A 19,097-nucleotide genomic window follows, 5' to 3' on the forward strand; every position below is an offset into this window, starting at 1 on the left:
ATGCCGCTGGTGCTGGAATCCACCCTCAGCTGCCCCTACTGTGGGCATCAACGCACCGAGTCGATGCCCACCGATGCCTGCCAGTGGTTTTATGAGTGCCGAAGCTGCGGCCAGCTGCTGCGTCCCCTGCCCGGTCACTGCTGCGTATTTTGCTCCTATGGCAACGTTCCCTGCCCGCCGATTCAGCAAGGTCGCGATTGCTGTGCCACCTCTAAAAACGGTCGCCCCTAGTCGTCCCGTGTTGGATCGGCTGACACGCCCCCGCACGAGATTTCAGGCCACCTGAGGTCAGAGCCGGCTGCGCAGCCCGTCGTAAGCCAGGGCAACTAGTCGCGGAAGTTTTCGAAGTTGTCAACGCGTGATGACTAAAGCCACACGACGACCTCCCGCCAGCTAGGTCAGCCTCTATTCCCTAAAGTTCTCGAACTGGAACGGCTGCCCCAGCTCCGCCTCACGCACCAGGACCATTACCGCCTGCAGGTCGTCACGCTTCTTGCCGGTGATCCTCAGTTTGTCCCCCTGGATCTGAGCCTGCACCTTCAGCTTGCTGTCTTTGATCATCTTCACCAGCTTCTTGGCGGTGGGCTGCTCAATCCCCTGCTTGAACTTGACGTTGCGGGAGAAAGTCTTGCCGCTGTGCAGGGCTTTCTCATCCACCTCCATGGCGCTGGTGTCCACCTTACGGGCCGCCAGGGCACCGCGCAGGATGTCCTCCATCTGCTTGAGCTGGAAATCGGACTCGGTCTTCATGGTCACCACCATCTCCGCCAGGGAGAAGCTGGCTTCCACACCGCGGAAATCGAAACGATTGGTCAGCTCACGGCTGGCGTTGTCCACAGAGTTGCGCAGCTCTACGGCATTTACCTCGGACACTATGTCGAATGAGGGCATCTGAATCTCCTGAAAAGCCTCTGTCGGCCAAATCTGTTGATGCCAAGGAGTTTACTCTCAGTCGCCGCCACCGCAAGGCGCAATGGGCCAAAAGGGGCAATTGGTCATGGCCTGGCGGCCTCCGGACGGCTATCATTGCTGCCATGATGATTTTGACCTCTCCCAACCCGCAGCAGCGGCTCTGGTTCAGATTCAGCCTGCTGATTATGCTGGCGGCCTTCTCCTACCTGCTGTTTGGCAAACCCAGCTACCCTCAGCCCATCGCCCATACCGACAAGCTGGGGCACCTGTTTGGTTTCGCCGCCCTGGCGATGATGCTGCACCTGGCCTTCGACTGGCCCCGCTGGCAGCAGCTGCTGGTGCTGGCCGGTTACGCCGGGCTGGTGGAACTGGTGCAATCCAGGCTGCCCTACCGGCAGGCGGACCCCATGGATTTCCTGGCGGACATGGCCGGCGCCCTGATGTTTCACCTAGTGCTGATGCTGGTGGTGCGATGGCAGAACCGATAGCCCTTGTCGGCGGCGGTGCCATCGGCCAACTGATGGCCGGCCTGATGGCACAGCAGGGCATCGAGGTGGTGATCATAGGCCGACCAGGCTGTGACTGTGGGGTGCGGGAGCACCGCCTGACCACCCTGGAGGGTGATACGTTTCGCCACAGGGTGCGCCACCTGACTCCCGAGGCAATGCCGCCCTGTCGGGCGCTGCTGATCACCACCAAAGCCTACCAGGTCCAAGAGGCGGTAACGCCTCTGCTCCCGAGGCTCTCCTCTCAGACCCCCATAGTGCTGCTGCATAATGGCCTTGGCCCTCAGCAGGCGCTGGCCAGACGCTTCCCCGAACACAACTGGTGGGCGGGCACCCTGACCGACGGCGGGCTGCGCCAGGGACAAGACGCGGTGACCCACACCGGGCTGGGGCAACGTTTTGCCGGTCCCCTGCTCCGCCAGGATGCCTTGCCTGACGCCTTGGCGGCCATCGGCTTTGAGCTCGACGCCCGCATTGAGCTGAGGCTGTGGCACAAACTGGCGGTCAACGCCCTGATCAACCCACTGACGGCACTGCACCGCTGCCCCAATGGTGAGCTGACTCGGGCCGAGTTCCTGCCCACCCTGACCCGGCTCAGCGAAGAGCTGGCTGAGGTGGCCGCCAGTCAGGGCGTTTCCATGGAGGCCGACGAGGTGTTGGCCCTGGGGCTCAAGGTGGCCAGGGCGACGGCAAAGAACCGCTCCTCGATGCTCACCGACGTGGACGCCGGCCGTCAGACAGAGATTGAGGCGATCAGTGGCTTCGTGGTTGCCCTGGCGGACAAGGCGGGCATTGAGGCACCGACACACAGGGACAACCTGGACAGGGTGAAGGCTCTGCAGTCGCGCTGAACGTCAAACGCCAACTATAAAAAAACCGCCTTTCGGCGGTTTTTTTATAGTTGGATGTCAATCAGGGGCGGTACACCTTGATGTTGCTGTAACCCTGCTCTTTGAGGTAGAGGGCCTGCAACTTGGACATCACGCCGCGGTCACAGTACAGCAGGTAGGTGCGCTGCTGGTCCAGCTCCTTGAACTGGGAGCCCAGCTTGAAGAAGGGCAGGGTCACCACCTCGACACCGTCCAGTTGCAGCGGGCTCTGCTCCTCCTCTTCGGGGGCGCGGATATCCAGTACCACGGCGCCGTCGATGGGGCTGTCCACGGTCTCCATCTCGGTGACCTTGGCCTGTTCCTCTTTGGCAATATCACGAATGTCCATCATCTTGGCCTCCGCCATCACACGCTCCACCAGATCCTCGGAGAACTTGGCTTCCTCCTCCTCGATCTTGGCGAGCACCGCCTTCACGGTCGGTTTCTGCGAGATCACCCCACAATACTCGGGCATGCTGGCGGCAAACTCCTCGGTACCGATCTCCCTGGCCACGTCGATGATCTCCTGCTTGTCCCAGGTCACCAGGGGGCGAAGAATCACGGTGTCGCTGATCTTGTCGATGACATTGAGGTTGGTCAGAGTCTGACTGGACACCTGACCCATGGCCTCACCGGTCACCAGGGCGGGGATGTTGTACTTCTGGGCCACGGCACTGGCCACCTTCATCATCATCCGTTTGAGAATCACGCCCATCTGACCATTGTCGATGCGCTCGAGGATCTCCTCAACCACCGGCTCAAACGGGATGGAGATGAAACGCACCTTATGGGAGGAACCGTACTTATTCCACAGGTAGTAGGCCACCTGCTTCACGCCCTGCTCATGGGCGGCGCCACCGAGGTTGAAGAAGCAGTAATGGGTACGGGCACCGCGCTTGATGCACTGGAAGCTGGAGACTCCGGAGTCGAAGCCGCCGGAGATCAGGGAGAGCACATCCTCCTGGGTGGCGATGGGAAAGCCGCCCATGCCGTCATGACGCTTGTGGACCAGATAGAGCTTGTCGTCTTCAATCTCCAGGCCGATCACCACATCGGGGTCCTTGAGGCGAACACCCGCCGCCTCGGTGTGCTGGTTCAGGCCACCGCCCACATAACGCTCCACCTCGAGAGAGTTGAAGTCGTGTTTGCCGCGACGCTTGGCGCGCACACAGAAGGTCTTGCCCTGCAGGCGTTCGGTGAACACCGGCAATGCGTGCTGATAGATGTCGTCCAGGGTCTCGAAGTTGTACTGGCGCACTTCCATGAAGTGGTGGATGCCCGGCATGTTGCTCAGAGATTCCACCAGCTTGGCGGTATTGGCCGGATCGTCATTGCTGCTGGCAGCGCTGATATGATCCCAGTTGAAGCGAACCCGCACAGTCTCATCCGTCTTACGCAGCACATTGCGAATGTTGGACTCGAGCAACTTACCGAAGCGCTTACGCACCGATTTGCTCTTAATCATGATCTCGGGATGCAGCTTAACGATAAATTTCATGAGCTTCCTGTACGGGCAAAAAATCAAAGCGCGGCATTATACCTGAGCTTATGCATCTGGGGAACCACTGGCAGAGAGGACACAAGGTCACGTCCCGGGGGACGTGACCCCGCTCAGGTTACTGAACGGCCGGGATCTCTTCGGAAAGTTTAGGCTTACCTTGGGTGATCGCAATCTCCACCCGTCGGTTTTTGGCTCGACCAGCGGCTTCGTCGTTGCTGGCCAGGGGCTGGGTGTTGGCCTTGCCGATCACTTCCATGCGGTGAGGCTCAAACCCCTCCACGGTGATCATCTCATGGGCTACAGAGACCGCTCGCTGAGAGGAGAGCTCCCAGTTGGAACGGTAGAGTTCGTTGTTGATCACCGCATTGTCCGTGTGCCCTGTGATGGTGATGATACCAGGCACATCCTTCAGCAGACCGGCCACAGCGGCGACCACCGGACGAAATTTGGGCTGCAGAAACGCCGAGTTTGCCGGGAAGGCGCCCTTTTCGCGGATGCGGATGACGATCTGCTGTCCCAGGGACTCGATCTCAATGGCCCCATCCTCAATCTGCTCCTGAAGCTGCTCCGCCAGCTTCTTGGCCAGGGCGCTGCTTTCCGCCTGGGCCTGGGTCTGAGCCATGGTATCCGCCGAGGGAGAGGTCTGCTCGCTGGCCCCGCCCTTGAGCTTGCCATCGTTGGTCTGCTCACTGCCGGCCACCGGGTCCTTACCAGGGTCCACGTCCAGGTGATTCTTGGTGAACTGAATGGTCTGCTGGTTGATCACCTCGATGGGAGTGGGCTCCGGCCGCCCGGGGCGAAACTCCTGGGCAATCACCGAGGTGCCTTTGGGGATGTCCTTCACCTCCAGTTTGTTCTGGACACCGAAGGCGTACTTCATGGAACCGGCGATCTGCTTGAACTTCAGCACGTCCATCTCGGAGAAGGCCAGCAGCAGTACGAAGAAGCACATCAACAGAGACATCAGGTCCGCAAAGGTGGCCATCCAGGCTGGAGAGCCACCACTGGCCTTCTTCGCTGGAGCCATCTCCTCATCACGGTTGGCGCTCAGAGTCATGAAGCTACTCCTCGGTGGTGGAGACGGCTCGCTGCTTCTCCGCCAGGTAGTTCTTCAAAAAGCCTTCGATCACGCGGGGGTTCTGACCATCCTGAATGGAGAGTACCGCGTCCATGATCAAGCGCCGGTTGAGCATCTCTTCGCCCATGCGCAACTCCAGCTTATCGGCGATGGGGGCCGCCACCATGTTGGCGATGATGGCGCCATAGAGGGTGGTCAGCAGAGCCACCGCCATGGCAGGGCCGATGGATTTGGGATCGTCCATGTTATTGAGCATCGCCACCAGGCCGATCAGGGTGCCGATCATCCCCATCGCCGGCGCCACATCCGCCAGGGCGCGGAAAATACCGGAGCCGCTCTGATGCCGCTCCATGGTCAGACCGATATCCTTGGCCAGCGCCTGACGCACCACCGAGGCATCGTGACCATCCACCAGCAGGTCCACCGCCTTCTGCATAAAACTGTTGTTGATCTCCGCCTCTTCCAGGGCCAGAAAGCCCCCCTTTCGGGCAGAATCGGCCATCACCACCGCCTGCTCGATCAGGTCTTCCGGCTTGTCAATTTTGAACATGAAGGCCTTGGCGGCAATCTTGATGGCTCCTAGGAACTGCTTGATGTTGTACTTCATCATCACCACGAACAGGGAGCCACACACTACGATGAGGATCGAAGGGATGTTGACGAAAACACCGGGGTCCCCCCCGTCCATCATCGCCATGATCACGAATGCGAAGGCGCCTAAGAGGCCAATTAGGGTCGCGAGATCCACAAACTCTCCTGATCTGTCTGAATTTCTGATCGTCCCAGCAGGGGGAACTAGGTAGTCTATTGTCTTTATCGGTCCAATCGAAGGCAAGTTTAATGAAATTTCAGCTTCAGCCTGGACCTCCATTGATCCAGGGTCGACAAAGCAGTACCTTTGTCCAGCACTTCAAGGAGCCGAAAGATGGCAAAAAAACCGGACAACCTAAGTTTTGAACAGGCGCTGTCGGAGCTGGAGCAGATTGTTGGCAATCTGGAACAGGGAAACCTGCCGCTGGAGCAGGCGCTGAAACAGTTCGAGCGGGGCATTCACCTCGTGCGGGCCAGCCAGAGCAAGCTGACCCAGGCGGAACAGAGCGTACAGATGCTTACCAGGGATGAGGAAGGCGACGCACAACTGGTTGATTTCGAATCTCAGGAGTAAGCATGCTGAGCGCTGCCCTGACCCGCTACCGTGAGCGGGTCGACCAACACCTTATCCACCAATTTGATTCCCTGCCCCCCTGCGCTCCCGGCCTGCTGGAAGCGATGCGTTACGGCACCCTGCTGGGCGGCAAACGGGTCAGGCCCTTTTTGGTCTACAGCGTGGGCACCATGCTGGGCGCCGATGAGAAGACCCTGGATCCCCTGGCTGCGGCGGTGGAGTGCATCCACGCCTACTCGCTGATCCACGATGATCTTCCCGCCATGGACGATGATGATCTGCGCCGCGGCCAACCCACCTGTCACATCGCTTTCGACGAAGCCACCGCCATTCTGGCCGGGGATGCACTGCAGACCCTGGCGTTTGAAATTCTGGCAGAGGCTGACCTGCCTGATGCGCTGGAGGGCAACCGGGTGGCCATGTTCCGCGCCCTGGCCAGGGCTTCCGGTTATCAGGGGATGTGTGGCGGCCAGGCGATCGATCTGGATTCCACCGGCAAACGTATTCCTCTGGAAGCGTTGACCCAGCTGCACAGGTTGAAGACCGGAGCATTGATCCGGGCCAGCGTAGAGCTGGCGACCCTGGCGGTGCCCAACCTGGATTCTGCACACCGCGTCGCCCTGGTGGAGTACGCCGAGGCCTTAGGTCTGGCATTTCAGGTTCAGGACGACATCCTCGACATCACCGCCGACACCGAACAGCTTGGAAAACCCCAGGGGTCGGACGCCGATGCGGACAAGAGTACCTTCCCTGCCCTGCTGGGTCTGGAAGGGGCTTGTGAGGTGGCGCAGAGTCTCCATAAAGATGCCCTGACATCTTTGGCCCAGTTGCCATACAATACTGAACTACTTACTGACTTTGCCCGATACATCATCGAGCGAGGCCAATAATCACGATAACAAGAAGCGACTGTCATAATGAGTCTGGATCTGAACGATTATCCACTCCTGTCCAAGGCATTGATGCCCCAGGACCTGCGCACCCTGCCCAAGGCCGACCTGCAAGCGGTGGCGGATGAACTCCGTCAGTACCTGTTGCGCTGCGTGAGCCACTCTTCGGGCCACCTGGCTTCCGGCTTGGGGGCTGTGGAGCTGACGGTTGCTTTGCACTATGTGTACAACACCCCCTTTGACCGCCTGGTCTGGGATGTGGGCCACCAGGCCTACCCCCACAAGATCCTCACCGGTCGCGCCAAGGAGATGCCCACCATCCGCCAGAAGGATGGCCTGCACCCCTTCCCCTGGCGTGAAGAGAGCGAGTACGACACCCTGAGTGTCGGCCACTCCACCACCTCCATTTCCGCCGCCCTGGGTATGGCCATTGCCGCCGACCGTGAAGGGCAGGATCGCAAAGTGGTGGCGGTCATCGGTGACGGTGCCCTTACCGGAGGCATGGCGTTCGAAGCCCTGAACCACGCCGGCGACATCCATAAGGATATGCTGGTGATCATCAACGACAACGAGATGTCCATCTCTGAAAACGTTGGGGCGCTGAACAACCACATGGCCCGGCTGATGTCCGGCCGGCTGTACACCACCATTCGCGAGGGCGGCAAGAAAGCCCTGTCCGGCCTGCCTCCCATCAAGGAGCTGGCCCGCCGAGCCGAAGAGCACCTGAAAGGGATGGTGGTCCCGGGGACCCTGTTTGAGGAGCTGGGCTTCAACTACATCGGCCCCATCGACGGTCACGACGTCAGCGGTCTGGTGGACACCCTGCGCAACATGCGCAACCTCAAGGGTCCGCAGATTCTGCACATCATGACCAAGAAGGGCAAAGGCTATAAGCCCGCGGAAGAGGATCCCATCAGCTACCACGGTGTGCCGAAATTCAATGTCGAGGAGTCCAAGCTGCCCAAGTCCAAGCCGGGACAACCGACCTTCTCCAAGGTGTTCGGCGACTGGCTGTGCGATATGGCCGCCAAGGACAACAAACTGATGGGGATCACCCCGGCCATGCGCGAAGGCTCCGGCATGGTGGAGTTCTCCCAGCAGTTCCCGGAGCAGTACTTCGACGCGGCGATTGCCGAGCAGCACGCCGTCACCCTGGGTGCTGGCTTCGCCTGTGAGGGATACCACCCGGTGGTGGCCATCTACTCCACCTTCCTGCAACGCGCCTACGACCAGGCGATTCATGATGTGGGCATCATGAACCTGCCGGTGCTGTTCGCCATCGACCGGGGCGGTCTGGTGGGCGCAGATGGCCAGACCCACCAGGGGGCCTTCGATCTCTCCTACCTGCGCTGCATTCCCAACTTTACGGTAATGGCTCCGGCAGACGCCAATGAGTGTCGCCAGATGCTCTACACCGGCCACATGATGGACACCCCGGCCGCCGTGCGCTACCCGAGAGGCACCGGCCTCAAGGTAGAGATTCAGGAAGAGATGGAGGCGCTGCCTATCGGCAAGGCGGAGATCCGTCGTCAGGGCAAAGAGCTGTGTATCTTCAGTTTCGGCACCCTGCTGCCCTACGCCCTGGAGGCGGCCGAGCAGCTGGACGCCACCGTGGTGAACATGCGCTTCGTCAAGCCCATCGATGAAGCGATAGTTCAGCAGATGGCCGGCAGCCACGATCGTCTGGTGACCCTGGAAGAGAACGCCATCATGGGCGGTGCCGGTTCCGCCCTGGTGGAGTGCATGAATCGTCTCAAGATCGCCAAGCCGGTGCTGCAGCTCGGCCTGCCCGACCGCTTTATTGAACAGGGTACCCAGGAGGAGATGCACACCGTACTGGGCCTGGACGGCCCGGGGATTCTCAAGCAGGTGGCCGATTACTTCGGCGACTGAACCTCATCCGTTCAAACCAAGAAAACCGGAGCCTGGCTCCGGTTTTTTGTGGTTGTTTGCCCATGACTGAGAACACTCATTTCGAGATTGGGGGCTTTTTCCTGGGTGTATTCGGTGGCAAAGTGAGCGCCACTGTTCAGAAGGAGCCCCCTATGCACCACAGCGCCATCCTATGGGATTATGACGGCACCCTGGTGAATTCCGCGCCTAAAAACATCAGCATCACTCTCTCCATTCTGGATGAAGTTGCCCCAAGGCTGACCGGCGACCGCCTTCCGCACTGCCTTCGCAGTGAGGCGCGCTATCACCAGGCCAATCACGCGGCGCAAAACTGGCAGGACCTCTATCAGAACTATTATGGACTGACGGCTGTGGAAACCGCCCAGGCAGGCCCTTTGTGGGCTCAGCATCAGAGGCGCAACACCACCGACGTCTCCCTGTTTGAGGGGATTGCAGAGGTCCTGGAGCAGCTGCAGGCACTGCCCCATGGCATCTGTTCCCAGAATGATTCGGTGACCATCTGGCGCCAGTTGGAACGCCAGGGTATCGCCTCCCCCTTCAAAGCGGTGGTGGGGTACAACGAAGTCTCCTCAGAGGCGCAGAAGCCCCACCCTGCCGGCGGGCTCCAGTGCATAGAGGCGATGTTTGGGGGGCACAGCCCGGAAACCCTGGTCTACATCGGAGACCATCAGGGCGACGTCCAGTTTGCCCGTAACCTGGGTGCCGTCCTCGGCCCACAGAGCCGGGTGATTGCCATTACCGCCGCCTACAGCGGAGCTTCCCCTCAGCGTTGGCAACACCAGCCGGATCATGTGGCCGATACCCCGACAGCGCTGGTGGAGATCTGCCGGCAATACCTCTGAGGGCTCGGTCTTCCCGGCATAGAGTCTTGATGCGTCAGTGATAAAAAAAGCCAGCAACGGGTGCTGGCTTTTCTGACTCAGGAGAGCATCAACCGAAGAACAGACGCCACAGCCAGCTGCGATCCAGGTCCTCTTTGCACTGATTGTATTGGGCCGCATAGCGCTTAGAGCGTGCCTCAACCTTGCGGGAGGTCTTCACCAGCCACTGCTTCTTGCGGTAACTGCCGCGCTTATAGCCCCCCCACCCCTCGTGATAGTTGAGGTACTGGCGGTAAGCATCCCACTTGGAGACTCCGTTGATCTTGTTGGTCTTGTAGATGTACCAGCCCATGAAGTCCATGGCATCGTCGAAGTCACTGCGGCTGGACCAGGAGTTGCCGGTCTCCCGGGCATACTGATCCCAGGTCACCGTCTTGGCCTGGGCGTAACCATAGGCGCTGGAGGCTCGGCCGATGGGGATAAACCCGAGGAACCACTCCATGGGAGGCTGGGCGTTGTGCTTGAAGGAACTCTCCTGGTACATCATCGCCATGGGAACATGCACTGGCACTCCCCACTTATCCCGGCTGTCCTTGGCCGCCTTATACCAATCACGGTTCTCCGTAAAGATGTTACACAGGTTCTCCGGGTCTCTGGGGGGCGGCGTGGCACAGCCAACCAGAGAAACCAGAAGCGCCGAGCTCAGCAACAGTTTTACTATTTTCATCATGGGTTTGGATGTTCGTGTGAGTCCCTGAAAGCCTTGATTCTGCCCTGAGGCATTCACAATTGCCACCTTAAGATGAGGAAAAGCCATACCATCAACGATCGCCAGGCCACAAGGGTGAAGAAATTGCCCCTTTGTCAGCCAAAGCTGACAGGTGAGCTCTCAATTCCTGTGCCCGAATTCCCCCCGGTCCTTTACAGCTCTGTGCAGCACTGGTTAAATGCGCCCCTTTCTCTGAAAACCCGTCGTTTTTCCAATGTCGACTGAGCTTTACCTGGTATACCTTGCCACCGTAGTCATCCTGCTGGTTGCTCCCGGCCCCATGACTCTGCTGACCCTCTCCACCAGCGTCCGTCACGGCCATAAGAGAGCCCTGGCCACCGTGCTGGGTTCCAACCTGGCCGGACTGGTGCTGATGCTGCTGTCCGCTACGGGGATAGGCGCCCTGATCACCAGCAGCCCGGCGCTGTTTGAACTGCTCCAATACGGCGGAGCCGGCTATCTGCTATGGTTGGGAATCTCTGCCTGGCGCTCACGCCCGGAGGAAAACCTGGAGTCGGGCTTCCGCTACCGGGATGACGCCTCCGCCTTCGGACTGTTCCGCCAGACACTGATGGTCGGCCTGGCCAACCCCAAGGGACTGATCTTCTTCGCCGCCCTGTTTCCCCAGTTTCTGAGCCCCGAGAAACCGATGGTGCCTCAGCTGTTGGTGCTTTGCTCCACCTTTACCGCCGTGGACTTCATGGTGCTCAACCTGGTGGCGTTCGGTGGCTGCCAGCTGGCCAACCGGCTCTGCAGCACTACCGCTCAGAAGCGGTTTAACCGACTCTGCGGGCTGACCTTTATCGGACTCGGCGGTGCCATGGCCATCGCCTGATGGGTTGTAAGAGACAAAAAAGGCCGCTGATGCGGCCTTTTTTGATTTCTGACGGCTACTCCAGCGAGCAGGTTTGAGCGTGCTGTTGCCAGAGGGTGGGCTCCCAGTAGCGCCCCTCGGCGACAGACTCAGCCGCCGGATCGAATCGGGCAGCCAGAGAGAACTGCTGATTGGCCTCGACCTTCAGGGTCATCTCCCGGTAGCTGCGGTCACGCAGACTGATGCCCAAACGAGGATCATCAATGAGCTCCACCAGGCGCAGCTGATGCTCACCGGGAGGCAGACGGTAACTGGCCTTGGAGACCACCGGCTGTCCATCAATGTGAGTCACCATCACCTGAAACAGCCCCTGCTCCGCCGGGGGTCGCACACCACTGGCCACCACCCCGCAGGCAAACTCCTGGTTGCTGGCACAACCGGCCAACGCCCCGCCGACCAGCAACAGCCACCCCAGGTGTTTCACTGTTCGATGCCCCTGAAGTAGTGATCCAGGTACTCCTCGAAGCTGCCCGCCTGGTTGGCTTCGAGGGCCTGCTGACGCTCGATGGAATCCTTCGCCTCCTGCTGCAACCTCTGCTCAGGCAGGCGCTGGGACTGGCCGTCGAGCCAGTGCTGACGATGGGCTTTGGCCAGTGCCATCACCGGATTGGCCTGAACCTTCTGTTCGGCCAGGATGCGGCCGGAGAGGGTCTGCTCAGGATCATCAATACACCCCTGCCACTGCGCCAGGGCATCCTGATAATCACTGCCCTGCTCACCGTCTATTACCCTGGCGATCTGGCGCCAGCGTTCAAAACTTTCCCCCAGCCACTGACTGAGCGGCTTGCTGTCACCACAACCGTACTCCAGCTCCAGACCAGGCTGACGGCCCCTGGCAACCACGGTATCGAAGTTGCGTTGAGTCTGCTGCTGGCATTCGTCTGTCCAGCAGGGACTGGGCAGCAACAGGCAGTCCAGAAGGAAGAGATCCAGCAACAACACCTGATCGCGACTGACTCCATGGGGGGCAAAGGGGTTCACATCCAGGGTACGCACCTCAATGTATTCCACACCGGCGCGATCCAGGGCATCGGAGGGGGTCTCACCACTATGAGCGGTGCGTTTAGGCCGGATGGGAGAATAGAGTTCGTTCTCAATCTGCAGAATGTTGGTGTTCAGCTGTACCCGCTGGCCTCCCTCCTCCAGACCCAGCTCGGCAAAACGCTCTGACGGCAGGGTAATGGCACGTTTGAGGTCCGAGACGTACTCCTGCACCGAGTTGTAACGAATGCGCAGGTTGGTCTGCTCGCTGTTGGTGTACCCCAGATCGCTCATCCGCAGGGAGGTGGCCCAGGGCAACACCAGCAGGCCGCTGGGCAGGGTGTCAAACTCCAGCCCGACCTCTCGGCCATCCAGGAAGGAGGAGCACAGGGTTGGGGACGCCCCAAACAGGTAAGGCAGTATCCAGGCCTGATGACGGAAGTTGCGAATCAGATGGAAATAGCCGGTGGAGATGGTCTCCTGGCTGTTGTCGCCGTACAGGGCCTGCCACAATGATTTCGGCAGGGAGAAGTTGAAGTGAACCCCGGCGATGGACTGCATCTTGGCCCCGTAACGGCGTTTAAGCCCCTCTCGGTAGAGGGTCTTCATCCTTCCGACGTGGGAATGACCATACAGGGCGATGGGCACATCTTCCTGATGATCAATGAAGCAGGGCATGGACTGGGGCCACAACAACTGGTCGCCGATGTGGTGGCTGACAAAACGATGGATATCGCCCAGCTCCTCCAGCAGGCCATCGACACAGGTGTTTACCCCGGTGATCAGCTCCAACAGCGACTCAGAAAAGTCTGTGGTGATCCACTTATTGGTCAGGGCAGAGCCCAGAGCCTGGGGATGAGGGTCCCGTGCCAGCAAGCCTTCGGGAAGGATTCGCAAGGCTTCCCGCTCTATCCCGCGTCCCAGAGAGCGCAGGGCGAGCCGGCCCTCCTCATTGGAGAGTCGGCTCAGGTTCCGTTCAAAATCCGTCAAGTCAGATACTCGTTAAAACGGGAGGGCGTTGCCCTCCCGGTGTAGATGGAAAGGGACAATTTTACAGCGTCAGTGTGACGATATCATAGCCCAGTTCTTTCAGAGAGGGCTCTACGCTGCTTTTATCGCCAACAACCAGGATGATCATTTGTGACAGGTCCAGCTGATCTTTGGCCAGCCGGTTCAGTTCATCACGACTGATGCTGCGGATCAGCGCCCCCTGCTGTTCAACAAAGTCCTTAGGCAAATCATAACGTTGCAACTTACCCAGGAAGCGGGCTTTCTGCCCGGGAGTCTCGAAACTCAGGGCATCAGACTGAGTCACCGAAGCCCGCATAAAGGCCAGCTCCTCCTCAGTCATCCCTTTGTCTGCAAACCCCTGGAGCTCGTCGACAAACTCCTTCACCGACGCCGCAGTGGCATCGGCACGGACACTGGCACCGGCCACAAAGGAGCCCAGCTCAGGTCCGCCACGGAAGCTGCTGCGTGCGCCATAGGTATAGCCCTTGTCTTCACGCAGGTTCAGGTTGATGCGGCTGTTGAACGCCCCTCCCAGGGGATAGTTCATCAGCCCGGATTTGAAGTAATCACCCAGGGCATCGAAAGGCATGCCGCGTCGGCCAATCTTGATCACCGACTGGGCAGCCCCCGGCTTATCCAGCAGGTACACCTTAGGGCCGGCCAGTTGTGGCATCGCCGTCAGCGGTGCCCATTGGCTGGCGTCGCCCTGCCATTGGCCCAGCCAGTTCAGCTTGGCCATCAGCTGAGGCTGATCCAGGTCGGACACCGCCACCACGCTGGCGTTTCCGGCGCGAAACTGCTCCTTGTAGAAGCCTTGGACCTGTTCCAGGGTCAGGCCCTGAACGCTCTCCAGGGTACCGCCTACGGGCTTACCTGCACTGTTGCCACCATAGAGCAGCTCACTCCAGGCGGTGTTGGCCAGCCAGCCTGGGTCATTGGCCTGATGCTGCAGTCCCTGAATCTGCTGAACCTTAACCCGCTGGAAGTCCTCATCCTTGAATGCAGGCTTGAGCAAACGCTCCTGCAGCAGGGCCAACGTGGCGTCCAGATTGGCCGTCAAGGCGCTGACGCTGACGTAGGTGCGATAACCTGAGGCACTGACGGAGATGGTTGAGCCCAGCTTCTCCAGCTCCTGAGCCATCTCCTCGGTGGTGAAGGACTCGGTGGACTCCCCCATCATGGTGGCGGTGAGTTGGGCCAGGCCCGCCTCGGCAGCGGAGGTCAGGCGCTGCCCCCCATCCAGGGCAATCATGATCTCTGTGGTGGGGGTCTCATCGCTGCGAGTGCCAATGACATCGATGCCGTTGGCCAGGCGCTGTTGCCACAGGGCAGGTACCTTGAGCTGAGGCGCAGGACCGGAACCCGGCACCTGGCTTCGGTCGAAGCTGTCCTGAATCTGGGCCTGTTCCACCTTACCGGCGTGGCTCAGTTGATCCTTGGGAATCGGACCCGGGGCGGTGAAACTGGCTGACGCGGCGGCCAGGGCCAGTTGACCCTGGGGTACAACACTCATGATCACCGCGTGCTTGCCCTTGATGTAGGTGTTGAACACCCGCATGACGTCTTCGGCGGTGACATTACGGTAACGCTCCAGATCCTGCTGAAGCAGGTCCGGTTCATCGAAAAAGGTTTGGTTGTAGGCCAGGGAGGTCACCTTACCCCGCACACTCTGCAGGCCGAAAATGGTGTTTGCCTCATGGCCGACCTGGGCTTTCTTCAGATCATCGGCCAGAACACCGCGCTTCTCAAACTCGGCAACGGAATCGCGAATCACCTTTTCGATCCCGTCCAGCTGGGGCATCTTGCCCGGGTTGGCCAGGGCATACATGGTGAACTCACAGGCCAGCTCGCGGCAAGGGTGTCCGACCCCGGCCTGCACCGCCAGTCCGGATTTCACCAGGTTCTTGTAGAAGATGGAGGTCTTGCCACCGCCGAGGATCTCAGACAGCAGGTCCAGCGCCGCCTCATCCTCGTGACGGGCGTACACCGTCGGGAAGGAGAGGTAGATCAGGGGCAGGTGTACCTTGTCTTCCAGGGTCAGGTAACGGTCGGCATCTAGCGCGGCGGGCGCCTTGGGCTGGGCCGTCACCTCCGGGCCACGTGGGATGGAGCCAAAATACTTCACCACCCACTGCAGCACCTGCTGACGATCGAAGTCGCCGCCTATGGTAAGGGTGGCGTTGTTGGGGCCATACCAACGCTTGAAGAAGGCACGCAGGTCGTCCACGTTGCCGTTGTCCAGCTCCTCCATCCAGCCGATCACCGGCCAGGAATAGGGGTGCCCTTTGGGGTAGAGGGCTTGAGAGACCAGTTCATTGAGACGCCCGTAGGGCTGGTTGTCCACCCGTTGGCCGCGCTCATTCTTTACCGTGGCGCGCTGAACCTCGAACGCCTCTTCGGTGACCGCCGGCAACAGGAATCCCATGCGGTCTGCCTCGAGCCAGAGCATCTTCTCCAGCTGATTGGCCGGCACAGTCTCAAAGTAATTGGTTCTGTCGCTGTTGGTGGTCCCGTTCAGGGTACCACCGGACTCAGTCACCAGTTGGAAGTGCTGTTCATCGGCGACGTTTTCCGATCCCTGGAACATCATGTGTTCGAAGAAGTGGGCGAAACCGGATTTCCCCAGTTCCTCGCGGGCTGAACCCACATGATAGGTGACGTCCACATGCACCAGAGGGTCGGAACCGTCCTTGTGCAGGACGACGGTCAAACCGTTATCCAGCTGGAACTTTTCGTAAGGAATTGTTACTTCTGCCTGCTGAGACAGATTTGAGCCCAGATAAGCGACCCCATCGGGCAGCGATGGGGTGGGAGCGTCTGATGCGCATCCGGCCAGGGTGATCGCCAGACTGAGTGCCAGCGGCTTGAACAATTTCACGGAATCCCTCCTGTAGCGGCCCACAGCCCGGTCGGGCTGCGCCTAGAACTGACTGATGATGCCCAGAGTGGTGAGGGCTATCACCAGGTATCGAAAAAACTTACCAATGAAGATCAACAGACTACTAGATAACATCCCAAACCGGAACCATCCGGCAAGCAGGGGAATGCCATCCCCGATCACGGGCAGCCAGGCCAACAACAGGCTCCAGACGCCATAACGCTGCACCTTGGGTATCAGCCATTGGTGCTTTCCCTCAATCAGCTGTTCGGGCGATTTGGCACGCCGTCCCAGGCGCCCAAGGAGATAACTGGTGAGGGAACCCAGAGTATTGCCTATGGTGGCGATTATGACGAGGCTGAACCAGGTATCAGGAGTGGATTGAATCAGATAGCCCAGAAGCAGTTCCGAGCCGCCGGGAGCAAGAGTGGCGGAGACAAAGGCACTGACGAACAGGCCCCCTTCGGCAGAGAGCAAGAGACTACTCGACGGTTTCCGAAGGGATCATCAGAGCTTTCAGCTCGTCATTATTGGCCAGCATATCGGCCAGGGTGTAATTATCCAGTGTACCCAGAAAGGCATTGGTGGCTTCGGTGAGGACCTGCTTCAGGCGGCAGGCGGGAAGGATTTTACAATAGGGTTCACCGCAGTTGATCAGCTGCAAAGGCTCCAGAGCGCGAATCACTTCGCCCAGGCCAATCTCTTCAGGGGCTTTTGCCAGACAGATGCCCCCCTTCTTGCCCCTTACCGTCTTCACAAAACCGGCATGGCCCAGCTTGTTGATCACCTTCACCATGTGGTTACGGGATACTCCGTAGATCTCGGTAACCCGGGTGATGCTGGTCAACTCCCCTTCTGGCAGCGTCGCCATGTAGAGCAGGGAACGGAACGCGAAGTCACTGAAGCTGGTGAGTTGCAAGAATCTAACCTCCAATCAACCGCCAAAGGCGTTCAGAGGTACGGACTTACGGGGCCTCTGTTCCCCTTGCGGTCAAAAACGCTGTGACTGCAGACAGCTGTATCTGTCGATACGGATCTCCTGGCTGGTGTTGCCCGTATCACTCTGGTACAGGTGACGATACACCATGCCCAGTTCCAGGCGCTTACGATAGTAGGCGCTGGTACAGAAACTGTAAATGGTCTCCTGAACGTGGTTTTCCACCACAGCGCCGAAGGCACCCAGGCGATCGCCATCAACCTGACGATAGTACAGTATCATCTCACCATCGCCATATTCGGCTTTTAAGAAGTTAGGATTCTGGCTTTGTCCGATACCACTGTTGAGGTCCATCACCAGCTGATGACTCTCTTTATCCAGCCAGTCGGGAACCGCGTCGAACCAGGCCAGAACGGGTAGGGAGAACAAAGTCAGCAAAGTCAGGTAGCGCATAGTCAATTTGATAATCCCCCAGAGGCTATATGCTACACGCGTATGGATAAATAAGAAGCCAATTTGTCAATTTTTTACACTTGATTCACAAGGGTTAACGCACTGATAAACATTGTCAATCCCCGTCATCTATCCAGGGGGGGCGCGAGTCCCCGACGGTAGTAGCCGGTTTGAAAACTCAGCAAACTCTTGGTATTTATTAAGAAATTGCTTTTAGTTCAATGATGAGGAACCACCATGATAGGAAGAATGTTTCTGATCCCAATTATCCTGTCACTGCTGTGGTACCTGTTTCTGACCATGAATGGCTATACCCTGAAGCAGGGAAAGAAGGGGTTTTACTGGATCGTTGGCCTCTGCCTCGGGCTGATCGGCTTCTTCGCCCTGATGATTGAACTGACCCAGCCTGGCTAGCTGTCTTCATTTAGAGCCAGAAACATCAAAGCCCACGCTTTCGCCGCAACAACGCCGAAGGGCTCCGCCCGCAGGCCGGCAATCCGACGAGCGAGCATAAAAAAACCCGAGCGTTAGCTCGGGCTTTCTTATTAAATGGCGCGCTCGGAAGGATTCGAACCTTCGACCGCCTGGTTCGTAGCCAGGTACTCTATCCAGCTGAGCTACGAGCGCGCAATGGCGGTGAGGGAGGGATTCGAACCCTCGATACCGATCAAGGTATACGCCCTTAGCAGGGGCGCGCCTTCAGCCACTCGGCCACCTCACCACGCTCTGCGTTCGCCTTAGTGGCCAACACAGGAGTGCTATCTTACGGCCTAATGCGAGGATGTCAAACCCTTAAAGGGCAACAAATTCGCTCCAGGTGCTTGATTGCACAACAATGCTTCAATACGACCCTCGGCTGAACAAAAAGTGATGCAGGATGCAGCAGCCAACCGTAACTCCCATACCGTACTGAAGGTAAGACTCCGCACACTTAAGCAGAAATCAGACATAAAAAACCCGAGTGTCCGCTCGGGCTTTATGACCAGTCGCAATGATTGGTATTGAAATATGGCGCGCTCGGAAGGGTTGGCGCGGAAACGAGAAAGCGCAGCTTTCGCCGCAACAACGCCGAAGGGCTCCGCCCGCAGGCCGGCAATCCGACGAGCGCCCATAAAAAAGGTTCATCGCGCATTACCGGGAAAAGCGGTTCGTATCTTCAGGAAGAAGTAGTCGCTGTCCCGGTATCCGTAGGCCATGCGCTTGATGACCTTTATCTTGTTGTTCATTCCCTCGAGCTTGCAGGTGTGCAGCCGATAGGTGGCTGAAGAGATGATGCCTTTGAGGTAGGGTTTGAGCTTCCTAGCGAAGCGGATAAGCGGTTCGATGCCGCTCTCGGTGACCTGTTGCCACCATAACCGCCACTGGCTCAGCGCTGCATCGGGACAGTCGGCATACCACAGCTCCTTCAACTGCTCCCGCATTAGATACACCACCATCAGCGACCGGTTCTCGGCCAGCAGTTCCTCCAGATAGGCATGCTGCTTGTCGGTCATGTTCTCCCGGTTCTTCAGCAGCACCCAGCGACCTCGTTTCACCCT

General features: G+C 58.9%; 21 protein-coding genes and 2 tRNA genes. 9 read left to right on the forward strand and 14 right to left on the reverse strand.

Going from position 1 to position 19,097, the window contains the following annotated elements; all coding sequences use genetic code 11:
* Nucleotides 1-231 carry a GDCCVxC domain-containing (seleno)protein gene (locus tag G505_RS0116465; RefSeq protein WP_028110542.1) on the forward strand — a complete coding sequence of 77 codons (231 nt, stop codon included), beginning with the start codon at nt 1-3 and terminating at the stop codon, nt 229-231.
* Nucleotides 232-405: 174 nt separating this feature from the next.
* Here G505_RS0116465 and G505_RS0116470 read toward each other — a convergent pair whose 3' ends face one another.
* On the reverse strand, nt 406-891 hold the full coding sequence (locus tag G505_RS0116470) for a YajQ family cyclic di-GMP-binding protein (protein ID WP_028110543.1): 486 nt from the start codon (nt 889-891) through the stop codon (nt 406-408).
* Nucleotides 892-1,034: 143 nt separating this feature from the next.
* On the opposite strand from G505_RS0116470, the gene G505_RS0116475 reads away from it, so the two are divergent.
* Both G505_RS0116475 and G505_RS21855 read left to right on the forward strand, forming a co-directional pair.
* The gene (locus tag G505_RS0116475) at nt 1,035-1,400 is read left to right on the forward strand and encodes a VanZ family protein (protein WP_245568394.1); all 366 of its coding nucleotides are present in this window, start codon (nt 1,035-1,037) and stop codon (nt 1,398-1,400) included.
* Nucleotides 1,385-2,269 carry a ketopantoate reductase family protein gene (locus G505_RS21855; RefSeq protein ID WP_051216366.1) on the forward strand — a complete coding sequence of 295 codons (885 nt, stop codon included), beginning with the start codon at nt 1,385-1,387 and terminating at the stop codon, nt 2,267-2,269. Before G505_RS0116475 ends, G505_RS21855 begins: the two co-directional genes overlap by 16 nt.
* Before the next feature lie 61 nt (nt 2,270-2,330).
* Here the strand turns inward: G505_RS21855 and thiI are convergent, their stop codons facing one another.
* From thiI to pomA, 3 genes are all read right to left on the reverse strand, one after another.
* Nucleotides 2,331-3,785: a tRNA uracil 4-sulfurtransferase ThiI gene (gene thiI / locus G505_RS0116485; protein WP_028110545.1), complete on the reverse strand. Its 1,455-nt coding sequence runs from the start codon at nt 3,783-3,785 to the stop codon at nt 2,331-2,333.
* 118 nt (nt 3,786-3,903) lie between these two features.
* The gene (locus G505_RS0116490; RefSeq protein WP_245568395.1) at nt 3,904-4,845 is read right to left on the reverse strand and encodes a flagellar motor protein MotB; all 942 of its coding nucleotides are present in this window, start codon (nt 4,843-4,845) and stop codon (nt 3,904-3,906) included.
* Between the two features lie 4 nt (nt 4,846-4,849).
* Complete coding sequence (pomA, locus tag G505_RS0116495) at nt 4,850-5,614, reverse strand: flagellar motor protein PomA (protein ID WP_028110547.1); 765 nt, start codon at nt 5,612-5,614, stop codon at nt 4,850-4,852.
* Nucleotides 5,615-5,791: 177 nt separating this feature from the next.
* Here pomA and xseB point away from each other — a divergent pair, with 177 nt between their 5' ends.
* The 4 genes from xseB to G505_RS0116515 all read left to right on the forward strand — a co-directional run bounded on the left by xseB (nt 5,792) and on the right by G505_RS0116515 (nt 9,677).
* Nucleotides 5,792-6,031: an exodeoxyribonuclease VII small subunit gene (gene xseB / locus G505_RS0116500; protein WP_028110548.1), complete on the forward strand. Its 240-nt coding sequence runs from the start codon at nt 5,792-5,794 to the stop codon at nt 6,029-6,031.
* A gap of 2 nt (nt 6,032-6,033) precedes the next feature.
* Nucleotides 6,034-6,921, forward strand: a complete 888-nt coding sequence (gene ispA / locus G505_RS0116505; protein WP_028110549.1) for a (2E,6E)-farnesyl diphosphate synthase — start codon at nt 6,034-6,036, stop codon at nt 6,919-6,921.
* 27 nt (nt 6,922-6,948) lie between these two features.
* Entirely contained in the window at nt 6,949-8,814 is a 1,866-nt protein-coding gene (dxs, locus tag G505_RS0116510) for a 1-deoxy-D-xylulose-5-phosphate synthase (protein ID WP_028110550.1), read from the forward strand.
* A gap of 62 nt (nt 8,815-8,876) precedes the next feature.
* Nucleotides 8,877-9,677, forward strand: a complete 801-nt coding sequence (locus tag G505_RS0116515) for an HAD family hydrolase (protein ID WP_211219987.1) — start codon at nt 8,877-8,879, stop codon at nt 9,675-9,677.
* A gap of 88 nt (nt 9,678-9,765) precedes the next feature.
* On the opposite strand, the gene G505_RS0116520 is transcribed toward G505_RS0116515, so the two are convergent.
* A complete protein-coding gene (locus G505_RS0116520; protein ID WP_028110552.1) occupies nt 9,766-10,383 on the reverse strand; it encodes a transglycosylase SLT domain-containing protein in 618 nt (205 codons plus the stop codon).
* A gap of 256 nt (nt 10,384-10,639) precedes the next feature.
* Here G505_RS0116520 and G505_RS0116525 point away from each other — a divergent pair, with 256 nt between their 5' ends.
* Entirely contained in the window at nt 10,640-11,260 is a 621-nt protein-coding gene (locus tag G505_RS0116525) for a LysE family translocator (protein WP_028110553.1), read from the forward strand.
* A gap of 55 nt (nt 11,261-11,315) precedes the next feature.
* Here G505_RS0116525 and G505_RS0116530 read toward each other — a convergent pair whose 3' ends face one another.
* The 6 genes from G505_RS0116530 to G505_RS0116555 form a co-directional block, all read right to left on the reverse strand.
* Nucleotides 11,316-11,723, reverse strand: a complete 408-nt coding sequence (locus G505_RS0116530) for a hypothetical protein (RefSeq protein ID WP_028110554.1) — start codon at nt 11,721-11,723, stop codon at nt 11,316-11,318.
* On the reverse strand, nt 11,720-13,270 hold the full coding sequence (gene gshA, locus G505_RS0116535) for a glutamate--cysteine ligase (RefSeq protein ID WP_084644038.1): 1,551 nt from the start codon (nt 13,268-13,270) through the stop codon (nt 11,720-11,722). The genes G505_RS0116530 and gshA overlap by 4 nt, the downstream gene beginning before the upstream one ends.
* 61 nt (nt 13,271-13,331) lie before the next feature.
* Nucleotides 13,332-16,169, reverse strand: a complete 2,838-nt coding sequence (locus G505_RS0116540; protein WP_028110556.1) for a M16 family metallopeptidase — start codon at nt 16,167-16,169, stop codon at nt 13,332-13,334.
* A 42-nt stretch (nt 16,170-16,211) separates the two neighbouring features.
* A complete protein-coding gene (locus tag G505_RS0116545; protein ID WP_035385509.1) occupies nt 16,212-16,646 on the reverse strand; it encodes a YqaA family protein in 435 nt (144 codons plus the stop codon).
* 4 nt (nt 16,647-16,650) lie between these two features.
* Nucleotides 16,651-17,088 carry a nitric oxide-sensing transcriptional repressor NsrR gene (nsrR, locus tag G505_RS0116550; protein WP_028110558.1) on the reverse strand — a complete coding sequence of 146 codons (438 nt, stop codon included), beginning with the start codon at nt 17,086-17,088 and terminating at the stop codon, nt 16,651-16,653.
* A gap of 72 nt (nt 17,089-17,160) precedes the next feature.
* Nucleotides 17,161-17,559, reverse strand: a complete 399-nt coding sequence (locus G505_RS0116555; protein ID WP_028110559.1) for a hypothetical protein — start codon at nt 17,557-17,559, stop codon at nt 17,161-17,163.
* Between the two features lie 237 nt (nt 17,560-17,796).
* Between G505_RS0116555 and G505_RS23110 the strand changes: the two genes are divergently transcribed.
* Complete coding sequence (locus G505_RS23110) at nt 17,797-17,973, forward strand: hypothetical protein (RefSeq protein ID WP_157509259.1); 177 nt, start codon at nt 17,797-17,799, stop codon at nt 17,971-17,973.
* 136 nt (nt 17,974-18,109) lie between these two features.
* Here the strand turns inward: G505_RS23110 and G505_RS0116570 are convergent.
* From G505_RS0116570 to G505_RS0116580, 3 genes are all read right to left on the reverse strand, one after another.
* Nucleotides 18,110-18,186 (reverse strand) — tRNA-Arg (locus G505_RS0116570).
* Nucleotides 18,187-18,190: 4 nt separating this feature from the next.
* A tRNA-Ser gene (locus G505_RS0116575) sits at nt 18,191-18,280 on the reverse strand.
* 400 nt (nt 18,281-18,680) lie between these two features.
* Nucleotides 18,681-19,097, reverse strand: a 417-nt coding sequence (locus G505_RS0116580; protein WP_028110560.1) for a transposase, incomplete at its 5' end; no start/stop codon positions are given.

Origin of the sequence: Ferrimonas futtsuensis DSM 18154 (assembly GCF_000422645.1) — a bacterium.
In the GTDB taxonomy this organism is placed as follows: domain Bacteria; phylum Pseudomonadota; class Gammaproteobacteria; order Enterobacterales; family Shewanellaceae; genus Ferrimonas; species Ferrimonas futtsuensis.